The following is a 13,901-nucleotide window of genomic DNA, read 5'->3' as shown; positions in this document are numbered from 1 at the left end:
CTTTTACTTGTGGTGAGTAAGAAGAGATATTCCGGCATGGGCATTCTTCAGGCTATAGCCTTACAGGATCAATCACCACCTCCCCAGGAGGTGGTTTAGGGATGACAATAAAAAACCCGCCGAGGCGGGTTTTTTGTTTTTACATTAATGGCATCGCGCGCTGCACGATATCAATCAGCGGCTGCGGATAGATACCGAAGATCAGCACCAGCAGCGCGGAGATGAGAACCACAATACCGCCAGCGCTGTACTGCCAGTTGGTTGGGGCATCACGGTTGAGCTGCTGAGGCGCGCTCAGGTACAGGCTCACGGCCACACGCAGGTAGTAGTAGAGACCAATCGCGGAGCCGATCACCACGCCCGCGGTCAGCCACCACAGGTGCGCCTGCACACCGACGGCCAGCACATAGAACTTACCGATAAAGCCAAGCGTCATCGGAATACCGGCCAGAGAGAGCATCATCACGGTCATTACGGCGGACAGGATCGGACGGTGCCAGAACAGACCACGGTAAGAGAACAGTGAATCGGCATCCGGACCACGGTACGGGCTGGACATCAGGCTCACCACGCCGAAGGCGCCGAGGCTGCTGAACAGGTAGCCGGCCAGATAGACGCCCACGGCTTCCATCGACATCTCACCGCTCTGCAGCGCAATCAGCGCCACCATCAGGTAGCCCAGATGAGAGATAGACGAGTAGCCCAGCAGACGCTTGATGTTGGTCTGGCTCAGCGCCATCAGGTTACCGAAGATGATGGAGACGAACGCGATGATGCCCAGCACCACGCGAACCGCTTCGCTGTCACCCACCGGCGCGTACAGGAACAGACGCATCACCACCCCGAATATGGCGATTTTGCTCGCCGTCGCCAGGAAGGTCGACACCGGAGCCGGTGCACCCTGGTAGACGTCTGGCGTCCACAGGTGGAACGGGACCAGCGAGAGTTTGAAGCCAAGGCCAACAATCATCATGCCCAGACCCGCCAGCAGCAGCGGCTCATGCAGCATGCCGTCACCGAGGCTCTTGCCGAGCGCCATAAAGGAGAGGTTACCGGACTGTGCGTACACCAGCGCAATACCAAACAGCAGGAACGAGGACGCCGCCGCAGACAGGATGGTGTACTTGATGCTTGCTTCCAGCGAGCGCTTCTGGCGGAAGGCGTAACCAATCAGACCGAACAGCGGCAGAGAGATCAGCTCAATGCCGAGGAACAGCGCGGCCAGGTGGTTAGCATTCGCCAGCAGAATGCCGCCCAGCGCGGCAATCAGAACCAGCAGGTAAAACTCTTCTTTGTTGTCGTTGTAGCCTTCGAGCCACGGGTAAGCAAAGGTACAGGTTGCCAGGCTCGCCAGCAGCACCAGACCGGTGTACAGCATGGCGTAACCGTCAACGCGCATCAGCGGGGTGACGTCCATCGCCCCCCCCTGGCCAACAAACCAGAGTGAGACTAACGCGGCGTTCAGGCCGATGACCGACAGCGTGGCATTCAGGAAGTGATTGCGTCGCCACGCAATGGAGAGCATCACAACCACCACCGTCAATCCGACGATCAGCAGCGGTAGCAGCGCGATCAGTTGTTGTGGAGTTATTGTCATGGCGAATTACGGCCTTGTAGTAGAAACAGAATTAACAAACCACTGCTGGATATTGCCCATCGCGCTGTGCGAGGTATCCAGAATCGGCTGCGGGAAGAAGCCCAGCAGCACCAGCAGTACGACCAGCAGCAGGATGATGAACAGCTCACGCAGCGACATCCCCGGCAGTTCTTGTGCAGCAATTTCGCTCTTCGCTTTACCGAAGTAAGCGCGGTGCAGCATCGCCAGCGAGTACACGGAAGCGAACACCAGACCAAAGGTGGAGATCACGGTAATCACCGGTACCACTTTGAAGCTGCCGAACAGAATCATAAATTCGCCGACGAAGTTACCGGTGCCCGGCATCCCCAGAGTCGCCACCGCGAAGAACATGGAGAGCGCTGGCAGCCACTTAATTTTGCTCCACAGACCGCCCATCATACGCATGTCGCGGGTGTGCAGACGTTCGTACAGCTGGCCGCACAGGATGAAGAGACCGGCTGCGGACAGACCGTGCGCAATCATCTGGATCACCGCCCCCTGGTACGCCAGCTGGCTGCCGGTGTAGATAGCAATCAGCACGAAGCCCATGTGGGAAACGGAGGTGTAGGCAATCAGACGCTTGATGTCGTACTGGGTGAAGGCCATCCAGGCACCGTAGAAGATACCGATCACACCCAGCCACATGGCAATCGGTGCGAACTCTGCGGAGGCGTTCGGGAACAGCGGCAGTGCAAAGCGCAGCAGACCGTAGGCCGCGGTTTTCAGCAAGATGCCCGCCAGGTCCACGGAACCCGCCGTTGGCGCCTGAGAGTGCGCGTCTGGCAGCCAGCCGTGCAGCGGAACCACCGGCATTTTCACCGCGAAGGCGATGAAGAAGCCCAGCATCAGCAGGTATTCTACGCCGTGCGACATTGGGGTCTTCAGCAGGTCTTCGTAGTTGAAGGTCCAGGTGCCGGTCGCGTTGTGGTGAACAAACACCAGCGCCAGAATGGCAATCAACATCACCAGACCACTCGCCTGGGTATAGATGAAGAACTTGGTTGCCGCCGTGATACGCGTTTTACCGTCGGACGCCTTGTGGCCCCACAGCGCGATCAGGAAGTACATCGGCACCAGCATCATCTCCCAGAAGAAGAAGAACAGGAACATGTCGATGGCAAGGAACACGCCGATTACGCCGCCCAGGATCCACATCAGGTTCAGGTGGAAGAAGCCCTGGTATTTTTCGATTTCTCGCCAGGAGCAAAGTACCGCCAGAACGCCGAGCAGGCCGGTCAGCACTACCATCAGCAGCGACAGGCCGTCAATCGCCAGGTGGATCGTAATGCCGAAACGTGGGATCCACGGCAGGATGAACTCAGACTGCCACTGCGGAATGCCCGCAGACTGGGTCAGTGAGTAACCGCCCTGCAACCACAGTTGCAGGCCAAGCGCGAGCGTCAATCCCATGGTGATCAGCGCGATCCAGCGCGGCATCTTCACGCCAAAGCGTTCAGTCTGCCAGCACAGGAAGCCGCCGATGAAGGGAATTAATATTAGCCAGGGTAGTAACATGGCGATTTACATTCCTTTTTAAGGCCCCCAACAGGGGCCTGATTTTCAACGAATTCGAATAAAATTCACTTAACGATCAACGCAACACCATCAGCAGCGCCAGCACGACAACCGCACCGATGCTCATGGACGCCACATACCAGCGCAGGTAACCGTTCTCGCTGTACAGCAGGCCTTTGCCTGCAAAGCGGGAAAGGATCGCCGGGATGTTCATCAGGCTGTTCAGCGGGTCGCGCTTCAGCAGCCACGCGATGCCAAGGAACGGCTTAACGAAGATCATGTCGTACAGCCAGTCGAAGCCCCACGCGTTGTACCACCAGGTGCCCAGCAGACGGCCCGGCGCACTGTTGGCAACGGCAGTGACCAGCGTACGTTTGCCCAGCCACAGCCATGCCGCGATCAGGATGCCCGCGATAGCGACCACACCGGAGGTGATTTCAAGCGTCAGAACGCGACCGTGCTCAAGCTCGGTGGTGTCTGGCAGCACGCCCTGCAGCGGAGGCACAATCATCGCGCCAACGAAGGTGGACAGTACCAGCAGCACAATCAGCGGCAGGTGATGGGTAATCCCCTTCCCTGCGTGAGCGTGAATTTGTTCTTTACCGTGGAATACGATGAAAATCATACGGAAGGTATACAGGGAGGTCATGAACGCACCGACCAGACCCGCAACCATCAGATTGATATGACCATTCGCCATGGCCCCCGCAAGGATTTCATCCTTACTGAAGAAGCCCGCGGTGATCAGCGGCAGAGCCGCCAGCGCCGCGCCGCCCACCAGGAAGCAGACATACACCAGCGGAATGGACTTACGCAGTCCGCCCATTTTGAAGATGTTCTGCTCGTGATGGCAGGCCAGAATCACCGAACCGGATGAGAGGAACAGCAGCGCTTTAAAGAACGCGTGCGTCATCAGGTGGAAAATGGCCGCGTCCCACGCCTGAACGCCCAGCGCGAGGAACATGTAACCAATCTGGCTCATGGTGGAGTACGCGAGAACGCGCTTGATGTCGGTCTGCACCAGCGCGGCAAAGCCTGCCAGCACCAGCGTGACCGCACCGACGATACCCACCAGGTGCAGAATTTCCGGAGTCATCAGGAACAGGCCATGGGTACGCGCAATCAGGTACACACCGGCGGTAACCATGGTCGCAGCGTGGATCAGCGCGGAGACAGGGGTTGGACCCGCCATCGCGTCGGCCAGCCATGTCTGCAACGGCAGCTGCGCGGATTTACCCACGGCACCACCCAGCAGCATCAGCGTTGCCCACCACAGCATGTTGTTGCCTGCGGCGAAGTGCGCTGGCGCCAGTTCCACCATTTCGCGGAAGTTCAGCGTGCCCAGTTCGTTGTAAAGAATGAACAGCGCGAAAGCGAGGAAGACGTCACCCACGCGGGTCACGACGAACGCTTTCATGGCCGCTGCGCCATTCTTCGGATCGGTATAGTAGAAACCGATCAGCAGGTAAGAACACAGACCCACGCCTTCCCAGCCCAGATACATCAGCAGCAGGTTATCGGCCAGGACCAGAACCACCATGCTGGCGATAAACAGGTTGGTGTAGGCGAAGAAGCGGGAGTAACCCTCTTCACCGCGCATATACCAGGAGGCGAACATGTGGATCAGGAAGCCGACGCCGGTGACCACGGAGAGCATAGTCAGGGAGAGACCATCCAGCACCAGGTTGAAACCGATGTTGAAATCACCGACCGACATCCAGGTCCACAGCGGCACGCTGAAAGGCTGACGCCCGTTGTTAAAGAAGTCGATACCCGCATACGCTGTCACCAGCGCGGCCAGGCCAACAGAGCCCATGCCGACGGTTGCAGACAGATTCTCAGACCAGCGGCCGCGAGAAAACGCCAGCAGCACGAAGCCAATCAGCGGAAAAATAATGGTTAAGGCAAGCATGTTCATCCACGCAACTCACTTACTGAATCGATGTTCAGATTCTGGCGGCGACGATGGAGCTGCAGCAACAGCGCCAGGCCAATACTCGCTTCGGCAGCCGCAAGGCTGATGGCGAGAATGTACATCACCTGACCATCGGTCTGGCCCCAGTAGCTTCCGGCGACCACGAAGGCCAGCGCGGAGGCGTTAATCATGATTTCCAGCCCGATCAGCATAAACAGCAGATTGCGGCGGATAACCAGACCAGTCAGACCCAGAACGAATAAAATCGCAGCGAGGATCAGTCCATGTGTTAAGGGGATCATGCGCGCTCCTCCGTTTTTCTTTTCGCGCGGTCGTCAGTGCGGTTGCTCAGCACCTCGCCAGCACGCTCTTCGCGGCCAACGTGGAAGGCCACAACCAGACCTGCCAGCAGCAGCATGGAGGCCAGTTCAACCGCCAGAACGTATGGGCCAAAGAGCGTAATACCGACCTCTTTAGCGCCGATCGGCGTGCCGTCGATGCCCTGATCGTTTACACCCAGAATGGCGTACACGATCACCACCAGCATGATGGCCGACAAAATTGCCGGGCCGATCCACACCTGCGGTTTTAACCACTGACGTTCCTGCTCGATTTCAGAGCCGCCCAGGTTCAGCATCATCACGACGAACACGAACAGCACCATGATGGCCCCGGCGTAGACGATGATTTCCAGCGCACCGGCGAAGTGCGCGCCCAGTGCGAAGAACACCCCGGAAATGGCCAGCAGCGAGATGATTAAGTACAGCAGCGCATGCACCGGATTGGTGTGCGTAATCACTCGCAGCGTAGCCAGGATGGCGATAAGGCCACAGATATAAAAAGCGAATTCCATTGCCCTCTCCTTACGGTAACAGGCTCTTGACGTCGATAGGCTTGGCTTCGTTCTCCGCTTCGCCCTTATCTTTGCCGTCGATTGCCATACCCGCCATCCGGTAGAAGTTATATTCCGGGTATTTGCCCGGACCGGAAATCAGCAGATCCTCTTTCTCGTACACCAGATCCTGACGCTTGTACTCACCCAATTCGAAGTCTGGGGTGAGCTGAATCGCCGTGGTTGGGCACGCTTCTTCACACAGACCGCAGAAAATGCAGCGTGAGAAGTTGATGCGGAAGAACTCAGGGTACCAGCGGCCGTCTACCGTCTCGGCTTTCTGCAGAGAGATACAGCCAACCGGGCACGCTACCGCACACAGGTTACAGGCAACGCAGCGCTCGGAACCGTCCGGGTCGCGCGTCAGCACGATACGGCCACGGTAGCGCGGCGGCAGATATACCGGCTCTTCCGGGTACATCCGGGTTTCGCGTTTGGCAAACGCGTGCAGGCCGATCATCCAGATACTGCGTACCTGGGTACCGAAGCCTACCAGTAATTCTTTTAAGGTCATGGTCTATTGCCCCTTATGGCTGCTGCCAGAGAATGACAGCGGCCGTTACCAACAAGTTGACGAGCGTCAGCGGCAGGCACACTTTCCAGCCGAAGGACATTACCTGGTCATAACGCGGACGCGGTAACGCTGCGCGAATCAAAATGAACATCATCATGAAGAACGCGGTTTTCAGCGCGAACCAGATGAACGGCGGTAAGAACGGGCCATGCCAGCCACCGAAGAACAGCGTTACCATCAACGCGGAAATGGTGACGATACCGATGTACTCGCCCACGAAGAACAGACCGAATTTCATACCGGAATATTCGATGTGGTAACCGTCGGCCAGTTCCTGTTCGGCTTCTGGCTGGTCAAACGGGTGACGGTGACACACCGCCACGCCCGCGATGGCAAAGGTAATAAACCCAAAGAACTGCGGAATCACGTTCCAGATGTCGGCCTGGTTGTTGACGATGTCGGTCATATTGAATGAACCGGCCTGCGCCACCACGCCCATCAGGGAGAGACCCAGGAACACTTCGTAGCTCAGGGTCTGCGCAGACGCACGCATCGCACCCAGCAGCGAGTATTTGTTGTTACTGGACCAGCCTGCGAACAGGACCGCGTAAACCGCGAGACCTGCCATCATCAGGAAGAACAGAATGCCGATGTTCAGGTCAGCGACCACCCAGGTCGGGCTGACCGGAACGATAGCAAACGCCAGCAGCAGCGAGGTGAAGGCGATCATCGGTGCCAGAGTAAAGATCACGCGATCCGAGAAGCGCGGGATCCAGTCCTCTTTAAAGAACATCTTGATCATGTCAGCGACCAGCTGGAGTGAACCACCCCAGCCCACGCGGTTCGGTCCGTAACGGTTCTGGAACAGACCGAGCAGACGACGTTCACCAAAGCTCATGAACGCGCCGCAGGTGACCACCACCAGCAGGATAACAATCGCTTTCAGAATGCTCAGCAGGATGTCGATAAGATCCGGCGTTAACCAACTCATGCTTTTGCCTCCTGCAGATTATCAAGACGCGCACCCGCCAGAACCGGCGCGATGCCTGGCATACCCATTGGCAGACCGACCTGCCCTGCTGTCAGACGTTCAGAAATAATCAGCGGCAGGCTGATGGTCTGGCCGTCATAGCTAAAGGCGATGTTCGCGCCCGCGTTAACGCCAAGCTTCACGGCATCCGCCGGGTTAAGCTTGATGTACGGCTGCGGCATGCGGGTCTGGAAGACCGGTGAACGCTGGGACAGCTCGTCGCTACCGAACAGGTGGTAGTACGGGGCAATACGCCAGCTACCGTCCTGCGCCTGGAAGCTCGCCGGTACGGTGGTGAAGAAGTCCAGACCGGTATCGGAGGCTTCAATCAGACGCACGCCCGGATCGCCGTGGCGCAGGGAGCCGCCCACTTCAGCCTGGAACTTGTTCCATGCCTGCGGGGAGTTCCAGCCCGGTGCCCATGCGAACGGGATTTGCGAACGCGGAGCAGACGGCTGGTTGTTCCCTTCCATGGAGAAGGCGAACATGGTGTCTTTATCCTGCGGCTGGCGCGGTTCGTGTACGCTGATATTGGCGCGCATGGCGGTACGGCCGCTGTAACGGTGCGGTTCACGCGCCAGCTTCTGGCCGCGAATGCGGAAGCTTGCTTCAGGCGCGGCATCTTTAATGCCTGCCAGCTGAGGCAGTTTTTCCACCACCGCGTCGATAACGTGGTCGAGCTGCGTCCAGTCCACTTCACGGCTCTGCACGGTGCTGTGCAGGGAGTGCAGCCAGCGCCAGCTTTCCAGCATCACGGTGTTGCTGTCGTAGTACGCCGGGTCATAAACCTGGAAGAAACGCTGTGCGCGGCCTTCGTTGTTGATAACCGTACCGTCGCTTTCTGCGAAGCTTGCCGCAGAGAGCACCAGGTGCGCTTTATCCATAATCGCGGTGCGCTGATGGTCAATGACCATCACCAGCGGGGCTTTGGAGAGCGCGGCGTCTACGCGAGCGGCAGAAGCATGACGATGTAGGTCGTTTTCCAGCACCACCACGGCGTCAGCGGCACCGGACTCCAGTTCGCTTAACGCAGCTTCCAGCGAGCCGCCGCCAATCATGCCCAGACCGATGCTGTTCACCGCACGGGCAATCATGGTCACGCCAACGTCAGCACCGCGGCCTTTCAGAGCTTTAGCCACGTTGGCTGCTGCCTGAATGATCGCTGCGCTACCGGCGTTGGTACCGGAAATAATCAGCGGTTTCTTCGCACCGGCCAGGGCCTGAACAATCACGTCAACCTTGTTTTGCAGGTCGCGATCCAGCTCAACGGCCGGTGAGTTGTTGTCCAGCGCGTGGGCAATGGCAAAGCCAAGACGCGCCTGATCTTCAACCGGTGCGCAGTAGGTCCACGCCGCGATATCGTCCAGACGGGTATTGTCGACGTTGGTCACAAACAGAGGATGCTTCGCGCGCTGGCCGATGTTCAGGATTGCCGCAATCTGCCAGTCAGCCACTTTCTGCGCCGCTGCCATTTCACGTGCTTTCCCCTTCACCGCCTGACGAACCGCCAGAGCCGCGCGTGCGCCGGTCTGCGTCAGGTCTTCACCCAGCACCAGAACCGCATCATAAGATTCGATTTCGCGCAGCGCAGGGGTATGGATACCGCCTTCACGCAGCACTTTCAGTACCAGCTGCAGACGTTCCTGCTCGCCCTGGGCGATGCCGGTATAGAAGTTTTCCGCCCCGACCAGCTCGCGCAGCGCGAAGTTGCTTTCAATGCTGGCGCGCGGGGAGCCAATACCAATCACTTTCTTCGACTGGCGCAGAATATCTGCCGCGCCCTGCATCGCCTGTTCAGCGTTCAGGGTAATGAAGTCGTCGCCACGGCGCTGAACCGGCTGACGCGGACGGTCCTTCAGGTTCACATAGCCATAGCCGAAACGACCGCGGTCGCACAGGAAGTAGTGGTTAACGGTACCGTTGTAACGGTTTTCGATACGACGCAGTTCGCCGTAGCGCTCACCCGGGCTGGTGTTACAGCCGAGAGAACATTGCTGGCAGATGCTTGGCGCAAACTGCATGTCCCATTTACGGTTGTAACGCTCGGAGTGGGTTTTATCCGTGAAGACGCCGGTCGGGCAGATTTCTACCAGGTTACCGGAGAATTCGCTTTCCAGTACGCCGTCTTCTGGACGACCGAAGTAGACGTTGTCATGTGCGCCATACACGCCCAGATCCTGACCGTCTGCATAGTCTTTGTAGTAACGCACGCAGCGGTAGCAGGCAATGCAGCGGTTCATTTCGTGAGAGATGAACGGCCCCAGATCCTGGTTACGGTGGGTACGCTTGGTAAAGCGATAGCGACGGAAGCTGTGACCGGTCATCACGGTCATATCCTGAAGGTGGCAGTTACCGCCCTCTTCACAGACCGGACAGTCGTGCGGGTGGTTGGTCATCAACCATTCCACAACGCTTTCACGGAACTGTTTCGCTTCTTCGTCATCAATCGAAATAAAGGTGCCTTCGGTGGCTGGCGTCATACAGGACATCACCAGGCGACCACGCGTGTCTTCCGCGTTTTGATATTGCTTCACCGCACACTGGCGGCAAGCACCGACGCTGCCCAGCGCCGGATGCCAGCAAAAGTACGGAATATCGAGGCCAAGAGACAGACAAGCTTCCAGCAGGTTGTCCGCCCCGTTGACTTCGTATTCTTTGCCGTCTACATGAATCGTAGCCATTAGCATGCTTCCAGTTGGCTCGGTCGAAACCGAGCGTTAATCAAAATTCTTGTCGTTACCAGCGCGCTTTAAGCAGGTTCGGCTGAATCCCATTGATCGCATGGGTATTGCTGAACGGCTGCTTGATGCCTGCTTCGAACTCGTCGCGGAAATATTTGATCGCGCTCTGCAGAGGTTCGACGGCACCCGGTGCGTGGGCACAGAAGGTTTTACCCGGGCCTAAGAATCGACACAGTTGCTCAAGTGTCTCGATATCGCCAGGCTGGCCTTCGCCACGTTCGATTGCACGCAGGATCTTCACGCTCCACGGCAGACCATCACGGCACGGTGTGCACCAGCCGCAGGACTCACGGGCGAAGAACTCTTCCAGGTTACGCACCAGCGAGACCATGCCGATCTCGTGGTCGACGGCCATCGCCAGCGCCGTCCCCAGACGGCTGCCTGCTTTACCAATGCTTTCGAATTCCATCGGCAGGTCAAGGTGGGCTTCGGTCAGGAAGTCTGTCCCTGCCCCACCCGGCTGCCAGGCTTTGAATTTCAGGCCATCGCGCATGCCGCCCGCGTAGTCTTCAAGAATTTCACGTGCGGTAGTACCGAACGGCAGTTCCCAGACGCCAGGATTTTTCACGCGACCGGAGAAGCCCATCAGCTTGGTACCGGCATCTTTGCTTGAGGAGATGCCCTGATACCACTCCACGCCGTTCGCGAGGATAGCCGGAACGTTGCACAGGGTCTCGACGTTGTTGACGCAGGTCGGTTTACCCCACACGCCGGAGCTGGCCGGGAACGGTGGCTTGGAACGCGGGTTCGCACGGCGACCTTCCAGGGAGTTAATCAGCGCGGTCTCTTCACCGCAGATGTAACGCCCGGCACCGGTGTGCACGAACAGTTCGAAGTCAAACCCGGTGCCCAGAATGTTTTTGCCCAGCAGGCCCGCTTCGGTGGCTTCGGCAATCGCGCGACGCAGGTTTTCTGCCGCTTCGATGTACTCACCGCGCAGGAAGATGTAGCCACGGTACGCTTTCAGCGCAAACGCGGAAATCAGCATGCCTTCCACCAGCAGGTGCGGCAGCTGCTCCATCAGCAGGCGGTCTTTATAGGTACCCGGCTCCATTTCATCGGCGTTACACAGCAGGTAACGGATGTTCATGGATTCGTCTTTTGGCATCAGGCTCCACTTCAGACCGGTGGAGAAGCCCGCACCACCGCGGCCTTTCAGGCCAGACTCTTTTACCGCGTTAACGATGTCGTCCGGCGCCATGCCGCCAAGGGCTTTACGCGCACCGGCATAGCCGTTTTTGCTCTGATATTCGTCGAGCCATACCGGCTGTTTGTCATCACGCAGACGCCAGGTCAGTGGATGCGTCTCAGCAGTACGAATTACAGTTTTCATTTGTACTGCTCCAGCAGGTCAGGAATCGCTTCCGGCGTCAGATGGCTGTGAGTGTCCTCATCAATCATCATGGTCGGCCCCTTGTCGCAGTTACCCAGGCAGCAGGTTGGCAGCAGAGTAAAGCGCCCATCGAACGTGGTCTGGCCCGGCTTGATATTGAGCTTCTTCTCAATCGCAGCCTGAATGCCCTGGTAACCGGTGATGTGGCAGACCACGCTGTCACAGTAGCGGATCACATGGCGGCCTACCGGCTGACGGAAGATCTGGCTGTAGAACGTGGCTACGCCTTCTACGTCGCTTGCCGGAATACCCAGCACTTTCGCGATCGCATAGATCGCCCCGTCCGGCACCCAACCACGCTGTTTCTGTACGATTTTCAGCGCTTCAATGGACGCCGCACGCGGGTCTTCGTAGTGGTGCATCTCGTGCTCAATGGCGGCACGTTCTGCTTCACTCAGCTCAAAAGCCTCGGTTTGTGGTTGTTGATTCTCGTGCATAATTAGCGGTCCACATCTGACATAACAAAATCGATACTACCCAGATACACAATCAGGTCGGAGACCAGACTGCCGCGGATGGCGGACGGGATCTGCTGCAGGTGCGCAAAGCTCGGCGTACGCACGCGGGTACGGTAGCTCATGGTGCTGCCGTCACTGGTAAGGTAGTAACTGTTAATACCCTTGGTCGCTTCAATCATCTGGAAGGATTCTTGCGCCGGCATGACCGGACCCCAGGAAACCTGCAGGAAGTGGGTGATCAGGGTTTCGATATGTTGCAGCGTGCGCTCTTTCGGTGGCGGCGTGGTCAGCGGGTGATCCGCCTTGAACGGGCCTTCCGGCATGTTGTTGAGGCACTGCTCAAGGATGCGCAGACTCTGGCGCAGCTCTTCCACTTTCAGCATCACGCGGGTGTAGCAGTCGGAAACGCCGCCGCCCACCGGGACTTCAAAGTCGAAGTTCTCGTAGCCAGAGTAAGGACGGGCTTTACGCACGTCGAAATTAATACCGGTCGCACGCAGACCTGCACCTGTTGTCCCCCACTCCAGCGCCTCTTTGGCGCCATAGGCAGCAACGCCCTGAGAACGCCCTTTCAGGATGGTGTTACGCAGCGCGGCTTTCTCGTAAGAGGCCAGACGTTTCGGCATCCAGTCGAGGAATTCACGCAGCAGGCGGTCCCAGCCGCGCGGCAGATCGTGTGCCACACCGCCGATACGGAACCAGGCCGGGTGCATACGGAAACCGGTAATGGCTTCTACCAGATCGTAAATTTTCTGACGATCGGTAAAGGCGAAGAAGACCGGGGTCATCGCGCCGACGTCCTGAATGAACGTGGAGATGTACAGCAGGTGGCTGTTGATACGGAACAGTTCTGACAGCATGACGCGAATCACGTTAACGCGATCCGGCACGGTAATGCCTGCCAGTTTCTCAACGGCCAGCACGTATGGCATTTCGTTGACGCAGCCGCCGAGGTACTCGATACGGTCAGTATACGGAATGTAGCTGTGCCAGGACTGACGCTCGCCCATCTTTTCAGCACCACGGTGGTGGTAGCCGATGTCTGGCACGCAGTCGACAATCTCTTCGCCGTCGAGCTGAAGAATAATACGGAAAGCACCGTGCGCAGACGGGTGGTTCGGACCGAGGTTGAGGAACATGAAGTCCTCGTTGTCGGTACCGCGCTTCATGCCCCAGTCTTCCGGTTTGAAGGTCAGCGCTTCCATCTCCAGATCCTGCTTGGCTTTGGTCAGCTCAAACGGATCGAATTCGGTAGCACGTGCCGGGTAGTCTTTACGCAGCGGGTGGCCGGTCCAGGTCTGCGGCATCATGATGCGCGTCAGGTGTGGGTGGCCGTCGAAGGTCATGCCGAACATTTCCCATGTCTCACGCTCGTACCAGTTGGCGTTCGGGAAAAGTTTGGTGATCGTCGGCAGATGCATGTCGTTTTCAGACAATGCCACCTTGAGCATGATATCCGTATTACGGTCTATTGAGATCAGGTGGTAGAAAACGGAAAAATCCGCAGCAGGGAGACCCTGGCGGTGCGTTCTGAGACGTTCGTCCATGCCGTGTAAGTCAAACAGCATGACGTATGGTTTTGGCAATTTCTTGAGGAAATCGACAACTTCCAGCAATTGTTCACGCTTCACCCAAACAACGGGTACCCCGGTGCGGGTAGCCTGAACAGTAAAGGCATCCGGCCCAAAACGGTTGCGCAGTTCGCCAATGACTGGGTCATCCAGATGATCCCGGGTCTGCCAGGCGGCTTCTTGCGCGGTTAAGTCGGTCATATTGTTCACCATTGCAAATGGTCCGTGGTGACTGTTGAGCCTGGCTTCGCGCT

At 57.8% G+C, this 13,901-nt stretch carries 11 protein-coding genes; all 11 read right to left on the bottom strand.

The window, feature by feature from the left end; genetic code table 11:
- Positions 1-139: 139 nt before the first annotated feature.
- The 11 genes from nuoN to nuoC all read right to left on the bottom strand — a co-directional run bounded on the left by nuoN (position 140) and on the right by nuoC (position 13,860).
- Positions 140-1,597, bottom strand: coding sequence for an NADH-quinone oxidoreductase subunit NuoN (gene nuoN, locus FHC52_RS17100; protein ID WP_024908971.1), 1,458 nt, complete (start codon positions 1,595-1,597; stop codon positions 140-142).
- A 6-nt stretch (positions 1,598-1,603) separates the two neighbouring features.
- The gene (nuoM, locus tag FHC52_RS17095; RefSeq protein ID WP_008500214.1) at positions 1,604-3,133 is read right to left on the bottom strand and encodes an NADH-quinone oxidoreductase subunit M; all 1,530 of its coding nucleotides are present in this window, start codon (positions 3,131-3,133) and stop codon (positions 1,604-1,606) included.
- Positions 3,134-3,209: 76 nt separating this feature from the next.
- A complete protein-coding gene (nuoL, locus tag FHC52_RS17090) occupies positions 3,210-5,051 on the bottom strand; it encodes an NADH-quinone oxidoreductase subunit L (protein ID WP_023325763.1) in 1,842 nt (613 codons plus the stop codon).
- Positions 5,048-5,350 (bottom strand): NADH-quinone oxidoreductase subunit NuoK, encoded by a 303-nt coding sequence (gene nuoK / locus FHC52_RS17085; RefSeq protein ID WP_003861496.1) that lies wholly within the window; start codon positions 5,348-5,350, stop codon positions 5,048-5,050. The genes nuoL and nuoK overlap by 4 nt, the downstream gene beginning before the upstream one ends.
- A complete protein-coding gene (gene nuoJ, locus FHC52_RS17080; protein WP_008500212.1) occupies positions 5,347-5,901 on the bottom strand; it encodes an NADH-quinone oxidoreductase subunit J in 555 nt (184 codons plus the stop codon). Before nuoJ ends, nuoK begins: the two co-directional genes overlap by 4 nt.
- A 10-nt stretch (positions 5,902-5,911) precedes the next feature.
- On the bottom strand, positions 5,912-6,454 hold the full coding sequence (gene nuoI / locus FHC52_RS17075) for an NADH-quinone oxidoreductase subunit NuoI (RefSeq protein WP_003861491.1): 543 nt from the start codon (positions 6,452-6,454) through the stop codon (positions 5,912-5,914).
- A 13-nt stretch (positions 6,455-6,467) separates the two neighbouring features.
- Entirely contained in the window at positions 6,468-7,445 is a 978-nt protein-coding gene (nuoH, locus tag FHC52_RS17070) for an NADH-quinone oxidoreductase subunit NuoH (RefSeq protein ID WP_008500211.1), read from the bottom strand.
- Positions 7,442-10,165 carry an NADH-quinone oxidoreductase subunit NuoG gene (gene nuoG, locus FHC52_RS17065; RefSeq protein WP_220420154.1) on the bottom strand — a complete coding sequence of 908 codons (2,724 nt, stop codon included), beginning with the start codon at positions 10,163-10,165 and terminating at the stop codon, positions 7,442-7,444. Before nuoG ends, nuoH begins: the two co-directional genes overlap by 4 nt.
- Before the next feature lie 55 nt (positions 10,166-10,220).
- A complete protein-coding gene (gene nuoF, locus FHC52_RS17060) occupies positions 10,221-11,558 on the bottom strand; it encodes an NADH-quinone oxidoreductase subunit NuoF (protein WP_008500209.1) in 1,338 nt (445 codons plus the stop codon).
- Positions 11,555-12,055, bottom strand: coding sequence for an NADH-quinone oxidoreductase subunit NuoE (gene nuoE / locus FHC52_RS17055; RefSeq protein ID WP_008500208.1), 501 nt, complete (start codon positions 12,053-12,055; stop codon positions 11,555-11,557). The genes nuoF and nuoE overlap by 4 nt, the downstream gene beginning before the upstream one ends.
- A 2-nt stretch (positions 12,056-12,057) precedes the next feature.
- Positions 12,058-13,860, bottom strand: a complete 1,803-nt coding sequence (gene nuoC / locus FHC52_RS17050; protein ID WP_021241556.1) for an NADH-quinone oxidoreductase subunit C/D — start codon at positions 13,858-13,860, stop codon at positions 12,058-12,060.
- Positions 13,861-13,901: the final 41 nt, after the last annotated feature.

The organism is Enterobacter sp. EC_64 (assembly GCF_019584165.1).
Taxonomy (GTDB): Bacteria; Pseudomonadota; Gammaproteobacteria; order Enterobacterales; family Enterobacteriaceae; genus Enterobacter; species Enterobacter roggenkampii.
This window is presented reverse-complemented; position numbering and strand designations above follow the sequence as displayed.